This window comes from Pseudooceanicola aquaeponti, assembly GCF_050897975.1.
GTDB lineage: Bacteria > Pseudomonadota > Alphaproteobacteria > Rhodobacterales > Rhodobacteraceae > Pseudooceanicola.
The window spans coordinates 91,348-107,721 of the sequence record NZ_JBPAXY010000001.1; the positions used below are offsets into that span (position 1 = coordinate 91,348).

Annotated in this window: 15 protein-coding genes; 4 read left to right on the forward strand and 11 right to left on the reverse strand. The window is 68.2% G+C overall.

Going from position 1 to position 16,374, the window contains the following annotated elements:
* Positions 1-41: 41 nt before the first annotated feature.
* Positions 42-1,064 carry a ketol-acid reductoisomerase gene (gene ilvC / locus ACRARE_RS00505; RefSeq protein WP_432654448.1) on the forward strand — a complete coding sequence of 341 codons (1,023 nt, stop codon included), beginning with the start codon at positions 42-44 and terminating at the stop codon, positions 1,062-1,064.
* A gap of 168 nt (positions 1,065-1,232) precedes the next feature.
* Here the strand turns inward: ilvC and ACRARE_RS00510 are convergent, their stop codons facing one another.
* The 6 genes from ACRARE_RS00510 to ACRARE_RS00535 all read right to left on the reverse strand — a co-directional run bounded on the left by ACRARE_RS00510 (position 1,233) and on the right by ACRARE_RS00535 (position 8,958).
* The gene (locus ACRARE_RS00510) at positions 1,233-1,991 is read right to left on the reverse strand and encodes a response regulator transcription factor (protein ID WP_432654449.1); all 759 of its coding nucleotides are present in this window, start codon (positions 1,989-1,991) and stop codon (positions 1,233-1,235) included.
* Entirely contained in the window at positions 1,988-4,387 is a 2,400-nt protein-coding gene (locus ACRARE_RS00515; RefSeq protein WP_432654450.1) for a sensor histidine kinase, read from the reverse strand. Before ACRARE_RS00515 ends, ACRARE_RS00510 begins: the two co-directional genes overlap by 4 nt.
* 735 nt (positions 4,388-5,122) lie before the next feature.
* On the reverse strand, positions 5,123-6,139 hold the full coding sequence (folP, locus tag ACRARE_RS00520) for a dihydropteroate synthase (protein WP_432654451.1): 1,017 nt from the start codon (positions 6,137-6,139) through the stop codon (positions 5,123-5,125).
* Between the two features lie 26 nt (positions 6,140-6,165).
* Complete coding sequence (locus ACRARE_RS00525; protein ID WP_432654452.1) at positions 6,166-7,128, reverse strand: dihydroneopterin aldolase; 963 nt, start codon at positions 7,126-7,128, stop codon at positions 6,166-6,168.
* A 128-nt stretch (positions 7,129-7,256) separates the two neighbouring features.
* Positions 7,257-7,700 (reverse strand): flavodoxin domain-containing protein, encoded by a 444-nt coding sequence (locus ACRARE_RS00530; RefSeq protein WP_432654453.1) that lies wholly within the window; start codon positions 7,698-7,700, stop codon positions 7,257-7,259.
* Positions 7,701-7,755: 55 nt separating this feature from the next.
* Entirely contained in the window at positions 7,756-8,958 is a 1,203-nt protein-coding gene (locus ACRARE_RS00535; RefSeq protein WP_432654454.1) for an FAD-dependent oxidoreductase, read from the reverse strand.
* A 276-nt stretch (positions 8,959-9,234) separates the two neighbouring features.
* Between ACRARE_RS00535 and ACRARE_RS00540 the strand changes: the two genes are divergently transcribed.
* From ACRARE_RS00540 to ACRARE_RS00550, 3 genes are all read left to right on the forward strand, one after another.
* Positions 9,235-9,639 carry a Rieske 2Fe-2S domain-containing protein gene (locus ACRARE_RS00540; RefSeq protein WP_432654455.1) on the forward strand — a complete coding sequence of 135 codons (405 nt, stop codon included), beginning with the start codon at positions 9,235-9,237 and terminating at the stop codon, positions 9,637-9,639.
* A 67-nt stretch (positions 9,640-9,706) separates the two neighbouring features.
* Positions 9,707-10,939: an aromatic ring-hydroxylating oxygenase subunit alpha gene (locus ACRARE_RS00545; RefSeq protein ID WP_432654456.1), complete on the forward strand. Its 1,233-nt coding sequence runs from the start codon at positions 9,707-9,709 to the stop codon at positions 10,937-10,939.
* On the forward strand, positions 10,936-11,418 hold the full coding sequence (locus ACRARE_RS00550; protein WP_432654457.1) for a hypothetical protein: 483 nt from the start codon (positions 10,936-10,938) through the stop codon (positions 11,416-11,418). The genes ACRARE_RS00545 and ACRARE_RS00550 overlap by 4 nt, the downstream gene beginning before the upstream one ends.
* Positions 11,419-11,467: 49 nt before the next feature.
* Here ACRARE_RS00550 and ACRARE_RS00555 read toward each other — a convergent pair whose 3' ends face one another.
* From ACRARE_RS00555 to ACRARE_RS00575, 5 genes are all read right to left on the reverse strand, one after another.
* A complete protein-coding gene (locus tag ACRARE_RS00555; protein ID WP_432654458.1) occupies positions 11,468-11,806 on the reverse strand; it encodes a 5-carboxymethyl-2-hydroxymuconate Delta-isomerase in 339 nt (112 codons plus the stop codon).
* 2 nt (positions 11,807-11,808) lie between these two features.
* On the reverse strand, positions 11,809-13,272 hold the full coding sequence (locus ACRARE_RS00560) for a glutamine synthetase family protein (protein WP_432654459.1): 1,464 nt from the start codon (positions 13,270-13,272) through the stop codon (positions 11,809-11,811).
* Positions 13,273-13,372: 100 nt separating this feature from the next.
* Entirely contained in the window at positions 13,373-14,695 is a 1,323-nt protein-coding gene (locus ACRARE_RS00565; protein ID WP_432654460.1) for a TRAP transporter large permease, read from the reverse strand.
* Positions 14,695-15,210, reverse strand: a complete 516-nt coding sequence (locus ACRARE_RS00570; RefSeq protein ID WP_432654461.1) for a TRAP transporter small permease — start codon at positions 15,208-15,210, stop codon at positions 14,695-14,697. The genes ACRARE_RS00565 and ACRARE_RS00570 overlap by 1 nt, the downstream gene beginning before the upstream one ends.
* 93 nt (positions 15,211-15,303) lie before the next feature.
* Positions 15,304-16,314, reverse strand: a complete 1,011-nt coding sequence (locus ACRARE_RS00575) for a TRAP transporter substrate-binding protein (RefSeq protein WP_432654462.1) — start codon at positions 16,312-16,314, stop codon at positions 15,304-15,306.
* Positions 16,315-16,374 lie beyond the last annotated feature (60 nt).

A 16,374-nucleotide genomic window follows, 5' to 3' on the forward strand; every position in this document is an offset into this window, starting at 1 on the left:
GCCATAACGGGCCGAACGGCCCATCCCGGAAGGAGATCCCCATGCGCGTTTACTATGACCGCGATTGCGACATTAACCTGATCAAGGACAAGAAAGTGGCCATCCTGGGCTATGGCTCGCAAGGCCACGCCCATGCGCTGAACCTGCGCGACTCGGGCGCCAAGAACCTTGTCGTCGCCCTGCGCGAAGGCTCCGCCTCGGCCAAGAAGGCCGAAGCCGAGGGCCTTCAGGTGATGGGCATCGCCGAAGCCGCCGCCTGGTGCGACCTGATCATGTTCACCATGCCCGATGAACTTCAGGCCGAGACCTACAAGAAATACGTCCATGACAACCTGAAGGAAGGCGCCGCAATCGCCTTTGCCCACGGTCTGAACGTGCACTTCGGCCTGATCGAACCGAAGCCCGGCGTCGACGTCATCATGATGGCTCCCAAGGGCCCCGGCCACACCGTGCGTGGCGAATACACCAAGGGCGGCGGCGTGCCCTGCCTGGTGGCCGTGCATCAGGACGCCTCGGGCAAGGCGCTGGAACTTGGCCTGTCCTATTGCTCCGCCATCGGTGGCGGCCGCTCGGGCATCATCGAGACCAACTTCCGCGAAGAATGCGAAACCGACCTCTTCGGCGAACAGGCCGTTCTGTGTGGCGGTCTGGTCGAGCTGATCCGCATGGGCTTCGAGACCCTGGTCGAAGCGGGCTATGCCCCCGAGATGGCCTATTTCGAGTGCCTGCACGAGGTGAAGCTGATCGTGGACCTGATCTACGAAGGCGGCATCGCCAACATGAACTACTCGATCTCGAACACCGCCGAGTATGGCGAATACGTGTCTGGCCCGCGCATCCTGCCCTACGACGAGACCAAGGCGGCGATGAAAGCGGTTCTGCGCGACATCCAGACCGGCAAGTTCGTGCGTGACTTCATGCAGGAAAACGCCGTGGGCCAGCCCTTCTTCAAGGGCACCCGTCGCCTGAACGACGAACACCAGATCGAGCAGGTCGGCGAGAAGCTGCGCGGCATGATGCCCTGGATCTCGGCCGGCAAGATGGTCGACAAGGAAAAGAACTGATCCCGGATCCCCGGACCGGAAACGTCGGAAAGGCCCCGCATCTGCGGGGCCTTTTGCTTTACGGCCCGCCTGCCCGCGCCGCACCCCTCTCTCATTGCCAGAAATATCCCCGCTAGGGAGGCATCGGCCGCAGGCCGACCCCCCCCTCGCCATCAGGCGCGGCGGCGCCTACTCGGCGATCAGATCGGCCAGCAGCTCGGGCACCATGTCGCGCGGCAGCTCGCCCACCAGGCCGAAGATCTCGATCACCGAGGCGACCTCGAGCTTTTCCAGGATCCGGGCGCGGTGGTGATCCACGGTGCGCGGGGAAATATCCAGGTGGCGGCCGATCTCCTTCGAGGAGATCTCGGCGGGGGTGTCCAGCATGTGGCGCACGATCTCGGCCTCGCGGCGGGTCAGGCGCCGGAACCGTGCCGCCAGCGCGGCCTGTTGCGCCCGTGCGGCGGCCATCTCTGCGGCCACGGCCCGCGCCGCCTGGATCCGATCCATCAGCCGATCCTGGCGGAAGGGCTTTTCCAGAAAGTCGATGGCGCCGCCGCGGATCGCCTGCACCGCCTCGCTGACCCCGCCATGGCCGGTGATGAAGATGATCGGCAGCGGGTGCCCCTTGTCGAGGATCAGCGCCTGAAGGTCGAGGCCCGACATGCCCGGCAACCCGTAGTCCAGGATCAGGCAGCCCGGGCGGTCGGGATCATAGGCCTCGATGAAGGCCTCGGCCCGCTCGAAGGTCTGCACCGGCAGCCCCCGGGTGGACAGCGCCCGCGACAGGGCACGGCGCACATCGGGTTCGTCATCCACCAGATAGATGGTGAAATCGGCACCCGGGGCGGGCTCTGCCGCGCGCGGGGTCACATCGGAGGGCTCGGGCGTGGCGCCCGCGGTGCCCAGACGCCGGGGATCGCCCGTATCGGAGGGGGGACGCATCATGCCGAGCCCTCCGTCACCGACCCCGGGGTGCCGCGCGCGGGCTCGGCGCCCTCTTCGGCCTCTTCGGCCCCGGCCAGCGGCAGGGTCAGATAGAAGGCCGCACCGCCGCCCGGCGGCGCCTCATGCCACAGCTTGCCGCCATTGGCCTGCATGATCGAACGGCAGATCGACAGGCCCAGGCCCAGCCCGTCGGGCTTGGTGGTTTCGAACTGGGTGAACAGCTGCACCCCCCGGCCCACGCCAGGGCCGTTGTCGATCACCCCCAGGGTCAGCTGGGCCGCATCCTGCGTCAGGGTAAGGCGCACCTGGCGATCGTTCGGCAGGGGCAGCTGCTCTGGGTCGGCCTGGGCGAAGGCCTCGATGGCGTTGGACAGCAGGTTCACCAGCACCTGGGCGATCTGCACCCGGTGGCCGCAGACCTCGACACCGCTGGCCTCTTCGGCCAGCAGGCGCACCCCCGCCTCTTCCGCCTCGTGCTGCACCAGCCGTTGCACCTGATCCAGCAGCGGCCCCAGAGCAAAGGGCGCCCGGGCGCTGCCGTCGTTGTGGATCAGCCCGCGCAGGGCGTTGATGATCTCGCCCGCGCGCAGGGCCTGGCCCTCGACCTCGAAAAGCGCCTCCAGCAGCTCGGGCGCCACGCCCGCCTGCTGATCCAGCAGATACAGCGCCGTGCCCGCATTCTGCGCAATCACCGCCAGCGGCTGGTTCAACTCATGGGCCAGACCGGCGGCCAGCTGCCCCATGGTGTTGTCCCGCGCCAGAAGCGACATCTCGCGGTTCAGCTCGACGATCTCGCTTTCCTTCTCGTGCGCCTGGGTCACATCCTCCAGCGTCATCACCGCGTGCAGGGCCGCACCGGAGCCGTCGCGGATCATGATCGCGTTCAGCCGCACCCAGATCACCGTGCCATCGGCGCGGTGCAGGCGCAGTTCCTGGTTGGTCGAGAAATCGCTGTCGGCCATCGCCTCGTCGCGCGGCAGCGCCTTGCGGTCCGAGGGCAGGACCAGTTCCGACAGGGTCTTGCTCGTCAGCTGCGTGGCGTCATAGCCGGTGATGTCGCACAGCCGGTTGTTGACCCGGATGAAACGCCCGGTCCCCGGTTCGATCTGCGCCATCCCGCGCGAGGACATCTCGAAGGTCAGCCCGTATTCCCGTTCGGCCCGGCGCCGGGCGGCGATCTGGCTCATCAGCGCGTCGTTCACCGCCTCCAGTTCGCGATAGGTGCGGGGCGCGGGTTCGTCGGGGTCGACCTCGCCCTGGCTGATCAGGGCCGAGCGCACGGCGAAGGCGCGCACGGGGCGGTGGATCGAATTGGCCAGGGCCAGGCCGATCCCCCCGGTCACGGCGGCCACCGCCACGGCGATCCAGATATTGATCAGGCGGTTCTGCTTGATCTCGGCGATGAAATCCTCTTCCGGCGCATAGACCCCGATGGTCCAGGGCAGCGCCTCGCTGAGGATCGGCATGGCCAGCGACACATAGCGCCCGCCGTCATGGGAAAAGGTGGTGGTGACCTCTTCGGTCACATCATCGGCGCCGGGGGTGAACAGCGGCGCGAAGGCCTCGCGCGCGATCGGGTCCCCGAACTCGTCGATGCGCACGAAGCGCAGGCTGCCATCGGCGGCGGTGGTCTTCAGCAGGTCGGGGTCCTGGCCCGCGATCACGTCGCCATTGCGGTTGATTATCAGCGCCCGGCCCGAGCGGCCGATCTTCAGCCGCATCAGGAAGTCCGAGATCTCGGCAATCTCGATATCCACGCCGATCACGCCACCGACGGTGCCCGCCTCGGCAAAGACCGGAGCCGCCAGGGTGATCCCCGGCTGGCGGGACGAGAAGAAGATATAGGGATCGGCCCAGGACATGCCGCCGCTTTTCGAGGCGCCGATGAACCAGGTCCGGGTGCGGGGATCGTAGGTATCCGTGGGGTCCTCGACCTCGCGCACCAGGTTGAAATCGGCATCGCGCCAGATCAGCCGGGTCTCGCGGTCACCGTCCACCGGGTCAATGGTGATGAACTTGGTCCGGAACAGCTCGGTCCCCGGGTCACGCATGACGAAGACGAAACCGCCGTCGGCGGCGCCGTAATACATCCCCGAGGCCTGCGAGGTCAGCTGCAACTGCTGGAACAGCAGCTGTTCCAGCCGGTCGGAATCGTCGCTGGCCACGATGCGGTTCTGGGCCAGGCGCACCGCCAGTTCGGCGGCGTCATGGGCCGGCTTCAGGAAGCCGCGCGAGTGCTCCATGGTGTTGAGGCCGACATTGCGCAGCAGGTTGCGGGCATGGAACATCAGCACCCGTTCCGAGGTAACATAGGACGAGAAGACGATGGCCAGCACCGCCAGAAGCTGAAGCCCCGCCAACCCCAGGAAAAGAGGTGCGCCCAAAGTCTTCTTCAAGATCGCGTCCCGCCCACGTTCCAGATCCCCATCTGCCCGCGCCATCCGGCCGGGCCTGTGTTCCCTCTCCCGCGTCTCGGCTGGCCGCAGGTCCTGTGTGCCCCCTCTCCCCCGAGGATGCGCGCACTGCGGCCTTGCGGGCCCCGGGCCCCACCCTTGACCGGCGCAGGCTAGCACGGCCCCGACAGGGACCCTAGCATCGCCCGCCCGGGGCCGTCACGTCATCCGGCCCCGGTCCCACGGCGCTTGCTGCGGCAGCAGCGGCACGGCCTTTGCACCATGTTTCAAAGGCTGCGCGCGCCTGCCCCTCATGCCACCGCAACCCTGCGGTTGAGAATAGGCAATACTGCCTAGGCAATGATACGCAATTTGATTCGAGGGTCCGGCGCGGTAGAACTTGGGTGTCGTCGACGACATGCCCCTGTCGGCCATTATCCCCATTCTGGCCGGGCAAGCGTAGTGATGGTGTCCCCGCAAGGGATCGCACCAACCTTGGTTGGCCGACGCTCGGACTGTCCCGTACCGAGCGTCGGTTCCCAACCCCTCATTCCGGGCCGCGCGGCCTTTTCGCCGCCTGTCCTGATCGCAAACGGCCGGATTTTCTTCCGGTCCCGAATTGAATGACCAATATCCTTTAAGACCCGCCCGGAGCTTTCCGGCGTCCCGGCCTCGTGCGCTCTCGCACGGGGCCGATTACCTTTGCGGGCCTGGCCCGGGCGCCCCCGGCCAGACGTTTCAGACGCCCGCAGGCACCCGCCCGGTCTGCACCGCCTGCCACAGGCGCACCGCCTGCGTCGTCTCGGCCACGTCATGCACGCGCAGCATCTGCACCCCCTGGGCCAGCCCGGCCAGGGCCACGGCGATAGAGCCGGGCGCCCGGTCGCGCGCCTCGGGCGCGCCACCGATCGAGCCGATGAAGCGCTTGCGCGACACCCCCAGCAGGATCGGACAGCCCAGCCCGTGGAACAGCGACAGCCGGTTCAGGATCTCGACATTGTGCCGCGCGGTCTTGGCAAAGCCGATGCCGGGGTCGGCCAGGATGCGGGCGCGGGGAATGCCCGCCGCCTCGACCGCGTCGATCCGCGCCGCCAGCTCGTCGTAGACGTCCAGCAGGGCGTTGTCGTACTGCGGATCGACGTGCATGTCGGCGGGCGTTGCGCGCATATGCATGACGCAGACCGGCAGGCCGAAGGTGGCGGCCACCTGGGCCAGGGCCGGGTCATGGGCAAAGCCCGAGACATCGTTGATCAGCGCCGCCCCCGCAAGGGCCGCCGCGCGGCCCACCGGGGCCTTGCGGGTGTCGATGGAGACCGGGCAGCCAAGGGGCGCGATGGCGGCGATCACCGGGGCGGTGCGGGCGATCTCGTCGTCGATGGCCACCTCGGCGGCGCCGGGGCGGGTGGATTCGCCGCCCACGTCGATCATATCGGCCCCCGCCGCGATCATCGCCCGCGCATGGGCCTGGGCGGCCTCGGGCGCATCATGGGCGCCGCCGTCCGAGAAACTGTCGGGGGTCACGTTCAGGATGCCCATCACCCGGGGCACCTCCAGGCTCAGCCCGGCCAGGGCGGGGCGCGGGCGGCACAGGCGCCGCTGCCAGTCCTCGGGCAGATCGGCGGCGGGGGCAAAGCGGGTGCCCGCGCGCGACAGCACCTCGACCCGATCGAACCACAGCGGCCCGCCGGTCAGCGGCAGGGCCCCCTCGGGGCGGGGGCCGGATTGCACAAGCGGGCGGTAATAAAGCTGGGTCATGGCGGGCCTCCGGGTGACGGGAAAACTCAGGTCAGGGGCAGCGGGCCCTCGGCGGCGCAGGCGGTCAGGCGCGGGCCGGTGGCCGTGGCACTGTCGGCGGCGCCCTCGGGCAGCGGCGCGCCGACCAGCAGCAGGTCCTGCGCCTCCATCACTTGTGCGAACCACAGGGCCAGGCCGGTGCCGTCGCCCACGGCATCGGGACGGTCGCCCGCCGCGTCCAGAACGATCTTCGACGGTGCCCAAAGGCTGATCTGATCGTGTTTCATCGCCCAGTCCAGCTCGGTGCGCGAATTGACCACCACACAGCGCCGGTCTCGGCCCGCCAGCACCCAGGCGGCCTGTTCGATGGCCAGCAGGTCGATCCGTCGCTGGGTCTGGGCAGAGGCCGACAGGGGCCGCTCCCACCGGCCCGGCCCACAGGCCAGGATCACCGGGCGCGGGTCGGCCTGAAGCTGATCCAGCCAGCCCGCCAGCCGGTCCGAACGGGTGGCGGCTTCCGACAGGAAGACCACCAGCGGATGCGGCGCCTCGGCCGCGACCTCGGCCAGGGGGCGGGCGGCGACGCCGTCTTCGCCCTTGGCGCGCACGATCTCGACCCCCAGGGCGCCCGGCCCCCGGTCCAGCTTTTCGATACGGGTGAAGACGCGCAGCGCCAGCGGTTCGGCCAGGATCCGCAGCGAGACGCGCTCGGCCAGGGTTTCCAGCAGGTTCAGCCGCTCGGCGGCCAGCTCGGCCTCAATGGCCTCGGTGATCGTGTCGTAGGACAGGATGCGGTCGACATCGTCCTCGACCGGCGCGTCATCGCTGCGCACCTCGACCACGATGTTGAAGCGCAGGCGCTGCATCCGGCCGCGTTCCTGCTGGAACGCGCCGATCTCGACCTCGGTCAGGTAGTCACGCAGGGAAATCCGGTCTGCGGGCGTGTCGCCCGACAGGGCCTTGGAACGTTCCATGGGATGGCCGAAGGCCTGGGTGATCTGATCGGACATGAAGCCCCCCTGCACTATGACGCCTTCATGTCAGAGCTTGCCCGGAAAGGCAAAGCGCAGAGGGGGCGAAAGCGGCACCAAAGGCGCGCGGCGCGGCATGGGGCGAGGGCGTCGCGGCCCCGGCCCGGTCAGGCGGCGTCGATGATCGCGGTGATCCAGGGCAGGGCCAGATCCTCGGGCATGTCGTCGCCCGCCGCATCATGCACCGGGCGGTCGCCCAGGGCCGTGGCACCGCGCGCCACCAGCAGATCCGCCAGCTTCATGGAACCGAAGCCATAGGTCGCCTCATATTCGCTGTCGCCCAGGCCGAAGATGGCAAAGCGCGCGCCGGTCAGGTCGGGGGCCTCGCCCTCCAGCCGGGCGACGAAAGGCTTGGCCGAGGCCGGGAAATCGCCGTCGTCGTAGGACGAACAGACGATGACGTTCAGATCCGCCTCTTTCAGCGCCTCGGGCGCGGTCTCGGCCAGATCGGCAACCGAGGTGTCGTGGGCGTCTTCCAGGCCGGTGGCGATATCCTCGGCCAGCATCTCGGCATTGCCGGTTTCGGTTCCGTAGTAGATGGCGATCTTCATTGGGTCAGGGTCCTGGAGGTAGGGGTCGGAGGGGCGAAAAGGGGGCGCCTTGGGGTCAGGCGTTTTGGGAAAGGGCCGGGCGCAGCAGCTCATCGCGCCGGGCCAGCTTGCGGCGACAGCGGTCGGGGGCGGCCTCGGCGCGTTCGTGGGCGTCGATCTGCGCCCAGTGGTCGAAATCGACCACCCCGGGCAGATCGGCCAGCCGGGCGCGGCCCGGTCGGGCGGGATCCGGCGTGACCTCGGCCAGCAGGCGGGCGGCCAGGGCCTGCCCCTCTTCGCGGCACTGGGGCAGCGCCCCCGTGGGCCCGGTGCGGAACCAGCCCGCGGTGTAAAGGCGCCCTTGACCCGAGACGGCGCCTGCCTCGGCCTCGGCCAGCAGGCCCGCGCGGTCCAGCGCGCCATCGCAGTCAAAGCCGATGGCGGTGATCACCGAGGTGGCGGCGATCTGATCGCGGCCCTCGGGGGTTTCGACCGTCAGCGCCAGCCCCTCGGGCCTGGGCGCCAGGGTCAGCGGGCGGGTGGCAAAGCGGAAGACCACCGGCAGCGGGCCATGGCTGGCCGCAGCGGCCCGGTTGAGCGCCTCTTCGGGGTCGGCGGCAGGGTTCTGCACCTGGATGTCGATCCGCGACAGCTCGCCCAGTTCCTTGACCATCACCGGAGAGAAGCGCGCGGCCTCGGCGGCAGAGCGGCCCAGCACGGTGATCTGGCGGATCCCCTGCCCGGCCAGCCAGGCCGTGGGACCGGGGCCAAGGTCGCTGCCGTGCAGCTCTGCCGGGGTCTTGGCCAGCAGGCGCAGGATGTCGATGGCCACGTTGCCGGTGCCGATGACCACCGGATGGGCGCCCAGATCGGGCAGCCCGGCGGCATCGGGATGTTCGTAAAGGGCGCGGGTCAGACGGGCGGCGCCGATGACCCCAGGCAGGTCGTCGCCCTCGATGCCCAAACGAAGGTCGGCGCCCAGGCCGGTGGCCAGCACCACCGCGTCATAGGCCTGGCGCAGATCCGCCAGCGACAGATCCTGGCCGATGCGCAGATTGCCGAAGAACCGCGCCCCCTGGCGGGTGAACAGCCGGTCGAACTGCCGCGTCACCCCCTTGGTGCCCTGGTGATCCGCCGCCACGCCATAGCGCACCAGCCCATAGGGCACCGGCAGCGCGTCGATCAGGTCGACCTCTGCCTCCGGGGCGCGTTTCAGCAGGGCCTGGGCGGTGTAACAGCCCGCCGGGCCACTTCCGACGATTGCGATCTTGGCGCTCATGCGATCCTTCTTGGCTCTCTTGGCTTTGTCCCGGGCCGCGGCGGGCCCCGTGATGCCTTTTTGATCGGTCGATCCCGAAATCCGGCGGCTTTGCCGGGCCTTGGCCCGCTCTGCGGGATTGGGCCGATCATTGGCATTGACCGGGGGCAAAATCAATGAGAAGTTTGATTAAAGCGCAACTGGTCGATTATCGACCGTCAGATTTGCCCAGACAGGCGGCACCGCCTGCGAGGCCCGATAAGGGCCCCAGGGGCCCCCGTAAAGGATAGACAGCCAATGAGCCAAGCGATGCAACCCGAGACCGAGACCACCCCGGCCAGCTGGGTGAAGATCGCCAGTGTCGAGGCCCTGGCCGGGCCGCGCCCGGTGGCGCCGGTCACCTTCCGGGGTCAGAAACTGGTGCTGTTTCGCGACGAAGAGGGCGAGCTGGGCCTGATCGGGCGCTATTGCCCGCATCGCGGCGCCGATCTGTGCTTTGGTCGGCACGAAGACAACGGCATCCGCTGCCCCTTCCACGGCTGGCATTTCGACCGCAGCGGCCAATGCACCGAACAACCGGCCGAGCCGGAGGACAGCACCATGTATAAGGCGATCAAGCTGCCCAGTTTCACCGTGGTGGAACGCGCGGGCGAAATCTTTGCCTGGTCGGGCGACGGCCCGGCCCCTGCCCTCGACGCCTGAGCCCGCGCGCGCGCCGCTGGCCTGCCCCTCTCTTTCCGCCCCAGGCGATCCCGCACAGGAGCCCCCCATGATTACCCAGAAGCTGAACGACCAGATCACCCGCATCGGCCCCAACACCCCCGCAGGCGCCGTGCACCGCCAGTATTGGCAGCCCGCCGCGCTGACCGACGAACTGGCGGGCACCAATGACCCGATGCTGCCCGTGAACCTGCTGGGCGAGCGGCTGGTGATGCTGCGCGATGCCTCCGGTGACTTGATCCTGGCCACCCGCGAGGCCAGCGCCGAGGAGGCCCCCACCTACCACCCCGCCCGCGAGGACATCCGCCTGGTCGAGGGCGGCCCGGTCTATCCGGTGGTCGAGAAGAACGGCATCTGCTTTGCCTACATGGGCCCGGGCGAGCCCCCCGCCTTCCCCAACTTCGACTGTTTCCGCGCCCCCGACAGCCATGTCTTCGCCTTCAAGGGCCTGTGGGAATGCAACTGGTTGCAGGCGCTGGAGATCGGCATCGACCCCAGCCATGCCTCTTTCCTGCACCGCTTCCTTCAGGACGAAGATCCCAGCGACAGCTACGGCAAGCAGTTCCGCGATACCGCCGCCGATACCAATATGCCCATTACCCAGGTGCTGCGCGAATACCCGCGCCCGGATATCGACGTGGAAGAGACGCCCTTCGGGCTGAAGATCACCTCGTTGCGCCACATGAAGGGCGATCTGACCCATGTGCGGGTGACCAACCAGATCTTCCCCTCGGCGATCTGCATCCCCATGTCGCGCGAGATGATCATCACCCAGTGGCACGTGCCCGTCGATGACGAGAACTGCTACTGGTACACGATGTTCACCAGCTTCGATCAGCCGGTGAACAAGGACCTGATGCGCGAGCAGCGCCTGAAGGAACACAGCCTGCCCGACTATGCGCCGCTGAAGAACGCCGCCAACAACTATCACTACGACCCGGAAGAGCAGAAATCGCTGACCTATACGGGGATGGGTCTGGACATCAACGTGCATGACCAATGGGCGGTGGAAAGCATGGGCGCGATCCAGGACCGCACCCGCGAACACCTGGGCCGGGGCGATGCGGCGATCATTCGCTACCGCCTGCTGCTGCGCAAGGCGATCAAGGCGCTGGAGGCGGGCAAGCCCGAGCGGCTGCCGATGCAGGACATGCAGACCACGGTTCAGATCAAGGGCCCGCTGTCCAATGACGCCATCGCCGACAGCGACGACTGGCTGGGCGCCAGCATGGCCGCCGACATGGAGCGCCGCCGCGCCGCGCCCTGGGACGCGACCGTATGACCCTGCCCGGGACCGGCAGCGCGGCCAGTGACGCCGCGCAGCCCTTCCAGGACATCCTGGACGGCTATTTCACCCTGAAGGAATCGGTGCGCCAGCTGATGGCGCGCCACGATCTTAGCTGGGCCTGGCTGCTGATCGGCCATGCCCCGGTGATGGAGATCGCAGGGCTGGCCCCCGACGCGCCGGTGCCGCTGCATCTGCGCGACGGCTACGCCGGGCTGATCGACGCGCTGGCGCTGACGGTGACGCGTGGGCCCGATGGGGCCGCGCAGCTGATCGGCAGCGGCAGCTGGCGCTGGCTGGACGCCCGCGCCGAGACCGCCCTGCCCGCCGATATCCGCCTGGCGGAGCCGGCCTATGTGACGGGCTTCGGCCTGTCGCCGCGCCCCCTGGCGCGGCGCATCCCCGCGGCCGAGGCCCTGGCCGCGGCGCCGGTGCTGCTGGACGAGGCGCAAAGCTTCCGCCCCTTCACCGCCTGAGGCGCGGCGCGCCCTCTTCCGCCCTTGCGGGCGTCCTCGGGCCCTGCCCCTAGCCCGCCAGGGATTTCTTGTAACAGGCCGGGTTCATGTCGCGGATGTCGGTGCTGATCGCGCCGATGCCCGGGCAGAGATCGCGCAAGGCCCCGGTCATCGCCTGGGCCAGGGCCAGTTTCACCGCATCCGTCCGCCCCGCCAGAAGCGAGATGGTGACATGCAGGAACGAGGCGCGCCCGTCGCCCATCAGGATGGCCTCTGACGGCAGCAGACGCACCTTGATGTCGGCACGGTTCATGGCGCCGCTGGCCACCGCCGTTTCCAGCGCGCAGTTGAGAAGGGCCGCGCGGTCCAGCCCCTCTTCGGTGAAATACTCGATCACGATATGGGGCATGGTCAGAAGATCCCGAAATATTCGGTCTGTTCCCACTCGGTCACCACGCCGAGATAGCGCTTCCACTCGGCCCGTTTCAGCACAGACATGTAGTCGACGAAATCGGCGCCCAGGGTGCGGCGGTAAAGATCGCCCGCCTCGAAGGCCTCGATGGCGGCAATCAGGCTGGGCGGCAGGGCGGTGGCGTCGTTGTCATAGGGGTTTTCCACCGGCGCGGGCGCGACCAGGCCCTGATCCAGCCCCGAGAGGCCCGACAGGATCTGCGAGGCGAAGTAGAAATAGGGGTTTGCGGCAGGTTCGGCCACGCGGTTTTCCACCCGGCTGGCCCCGTCGCCCGGCGCCATCAGGGCGCGCACCATGGCGCCGCGGTTGTCATAGCCCCATTCGATGCGGTCCGGCGCCAGCTGATAGGGCTGATAGCGCTTGTAGCCGTTCACCGTGGGCGTGGTCAGCAGGCAGCTTTCGCTGGCATGGGCCAGAAGGCCCGCGATCCAGGCGCTGGCCTCGGGCGTGGGGGTGCCTGCCACCTCGGGGATGAAGACATTGCGCCCCGCGCCGTCGACCAGGGACTGATGCAGGTGCCAGCCGCTGGAGGCGCTGTTGGCCTTCTTCGGGCGGCACATGAAGGTGGCGTGCAGGCCCTCGCGGGCGCAGACCTCCTTCACCATGGTGCGGAACATGATCATGTTGTCCGCATGTTCCAGCGCGCTGGCGGGATCGAAGGTGAACTCGAACTGACTGGGGCCCATCTCGACCTCGGTCGAGCGCACCGGCAGACCCAACCCCTGAGCATTGCGGCGCAGCAGGTCCATCACCGGCTCCAGCCGGTCGTAATTGGCCTCGGCCAGGTATTGATAGCCCTGGTCCAGCAGCGCGGTTTCCGGCGGCTGGCCGGGCATCCCGGCCTGGTCATGCCCCAGGGACTGGTCGCGGCGGTCGTAGACGTGGAACTCGACCTCCAGCCCGACGGTCAGCGACAGGCCCCGTTCCGCCAGGGCGGCCACGGCGCGGCGCAGCACCGGGCGCGGCGCAAAGGGCAGCGCCTGGCCCTCGCGGGTGTAGGGATCGCAGAAAAGCCAGGCGGAATGCGGCGCCCAGGGCAGGATGCGGAAGGTGGCCGGATCGGGCACCAGCAGCATGTCGCCCGCCCCCGCCATCGTCTCCATCACGCCGGGGGTCTTGCCGTCCCAGATCGGAAAGACGGTGCGGTTCGACGTGTCCTTCAGAAGCAGCGTCCCGGGCAGGTTCAGCCCGGCGCGAAAGATCGAGGCCAGGCTGGCCGCCGTCACCGTCTTGCCGCGAAGGATCCCGTGCTGATCGGCAAAGACCACCCGCACGGTTTCCAGGGCGCTGTCCTCGACCCGGGCCAGCAGATCGGCGGCGGCGGCCACCGCCGCGGCGTCCAGCAGCCCCTCGCGGGCCAGACGGCCCTGGGCGATGCGATCCTGAGGAGAAGAAGATGTCATGCGTAAGCCTTCCTGCCTGACATGCGGACCCGCCGGGGCGAGCCGGGGAAAGAGTGGGGGGCGCGGCGCCAGGCAGAGGGGCCCGGCGCGCGGCGCCGGTTCAAAGCCGCCCGGTCAGCAACAGCGAGATCGCCGGGAACGCCAGCAGGATCCCCAGCCGGATCACGTCGGTCACCACGAAGGGAATGACCCCGGTCATGATCGTCGACAGCTTGGTCCCGCGCGAGGCGCTTTTGACCATGAACAGGTTCATCCCCACGGGCGGGGTGATCATCCCCAGTTCCACCGTCACCACGGCGATGACGCCGAACCAGATCGGATCGAACCCGTTGGCCAGGATGACGGGGAAGAAGATCGGCACGGTCAGCAGGATCATCGCCAGGCTTTCCATGAAGCAGCCCAGGATGACGTAGAAGACCAGGATCGCGATCAGCGCCTGCCAGGGGCCAAAGCCGCTGCCCTCCAGGAAGCGGACCAGCTCGTTCGACAGCTGCGAGGTGGACAGGACAAAGCCGAAGACCTCGGCGCCGATCAGGATCAGGAAGATCGAGCCGCAGGTGACGATGGTCTCGACGAAGGCCGCCACCAGCTCGGCGCGCGGCACCCGGCGCCACAGGGCAAAGACCAGCGACAGCGCGGCGCCCACGCCGCCCGCCTCGGTGGGGGTGAAGAAGTTGCCGTAAAGCCCGCCCATGACCAGGCCGAAGAGGACGATGGCGGGGGCGAATAGGCGCAGCACCTCGAAGCGGCGCGCGGGTGTGCCGGCCTCGGTCTGATCGGCGGCGGCCGCGGCGGCGGCAATGGTCGGATCGGGCGCCCAGATCCGCGACATGATCAGGATGGTGACGATATAAAGAACGAAGGCCAGGATCCCCGGCAGGATGCCCGCCAGGAACATGGTGCCCACCGATTGCTCGGTGATCAGCGCGTAAAGCATCAGCGCGATCGAGGGCGGAATGAGGATGCCCAGCGTGCCCCCCGCCGCCAGCGAGCCGGTGGACAGGCGCGGGTCATAGCCATGGGCCTGCATCTCGGGATAGGCCACGCGGGTCATGGTCGAGGCGGTGGCCAGCGACGAGCCCGACACGGTCGAGAAGATGGCGCTGGCGGTCATCCCCGCCGCCGCCAGCCCGCCCGACCAGCCGCGCGTCAGCAGCAGGGCGCCGCGGAACAGGTCCGTGGCCACGCCCGAGCGCGAGATCAGGTTGCCCATCAGCAGGAACAGCGGGATCAGGGTATAGGAATAGTTGGTGATGGTCTCGAAGGTCGCGGTCTTCAGCACCGCCAGCGCCGGCGTCATGCCGATGATGGCGGAGAAGCCCACGAAACCCACGGTGATCATCGCCAGCCCGATGGGCGCACCAAGGATCAGGATCACGAACATGGCGGCGATACAGGCATAGCCGATCATCAGGGGTGTCATCAGGAAATCTCCCCATGGGCGCCCTGGCTGGTCAGCACCTCACGCAGGGCGACAACAGCAAGGGCCAGGCTTTGCAGGGCAAAAAGGCCGTAGATCAGGAACATCGGCAGGCGCAGATCCTGAGTTTCCTCGCCCCGTGCGAAGGTGGCCAGCATATCCTCGGTGAAAAGCCAGCACAGCACACAGGCCAGAGCCACCAGCCCCAGGAACCAGAAGCGCGCCACCAGCGCCTGGCCCAGCCCCGGCAGGCGGGCGACCAGGAAGTCGACGGCGATCATGCCATGGGACAACGAGGCGGTCAGCCCGGCCAGGGCGACGACGCCCAAAAGGTAAGAGACCTGTTCGATGGCCCCGGGGATCATCAGATTCACCCCCGTATCGGTCAGGTCGAAGACGATCCGCGCCAGCACGTTCAGCCCGACGACACAGACCATGTACAAGAGGCAGAGCGCGCCCAGGATCAGGCTGCCCCCTTCCATCACGCGGGCGACCCGCCGTATCGAGGCTGTTATCATCGTCTGTTCCGTTGCTGGCGAAGGCGTGCGGACGGGCCGCGACATGCGCGGCCCGTCAGGGTCAGATCAGGCCCCCGAAGAGGCCCGGCAGGCTCAGTTCAGCTCGGCTTGGCATTCGCTGACATAGCCCTGCACGGCGGCGTAGGTCTCGGTGCCCGGAAGGCCCATCCCGTCCAGCTCGGCGATATAGGCGTCAGAGGCCGACTGGGCCGCCTCGGCCCATTTGGCGCGCTCTTCCTCGGACAGTTCGATCACGGTCGAGGTCTCGCGCAGACCGGCCAGCACCTTGGCGCCCGCCTCGTCATAGCCACGGCCCGCGGTCACAGCCCAGTCCATGCCAGAGTTGGCGTCGATGGCCGCCTTCATCTCGGGCGACAGGCCCTCGTACTTGGCCTTGTTCATCGTGGCGACGAAGGCAAGGGCGTAGAAGCCGAACTCGGTGTGGTACTTGGTCAGCTCGTCCAGGCGGAAGCTTTCGACGCTTTCCCAGGGCAGCATGTAGCCGTCGATGGCGCCCCGTTGCAGCGACTCGTAGGTGTTGGGCGCGGGCATCCCCACGGGCTCGGCGCCCAGGTTCTCCAGCAGCGTCCCCACGACCTGGGTCGGGCGGCGCAGCTTCAGGCCCTTCATGTCGTCCAGGGTCGACACCGGCGTGTCGGAGGTGTGCAGGTGGCCCGGATCGTGGGTGTGCACGAAGAGGACGTGGGTTTCGTCATACTCGGCATCCAGCGCGCCGCTGTCATAGAGTTTCTGGAAGGCGCAGGAGCCGACGGCGCCGGTATCGAACAGGCCCGGCAGTTCCATGATCTGGCTCAGCGGGAAGCGACCGGCGGTGTAGCCCTGCACGGTCCAGGCGATGTCGGCGATGCCCATCATCGCGTTGTCATAGCCCGCGGGCGCCTTGCCCAGGGTCTGGGCGGGGAAGATCTGCACGTCCAGGTCTTCGCCGGCGGCCTCTTCCACGGCGGCGGCCCAGTCTTCGAAGATGACCTGGTTCTGCCAGCTGTTGGCGGACATGAAATGCGCGTAGCGCAGGGTTTCCGCCTGGGCGGACCCGGCGAAGGCAAGGGCGAGGGCGCCGGAAACGGCGAGCTGTTTCATCATGGCGTGGGGTCTCCGTGTTGGGGCTTTGCTGGCTTTGGGGAGGGCCAGTCTGTCGCTCAT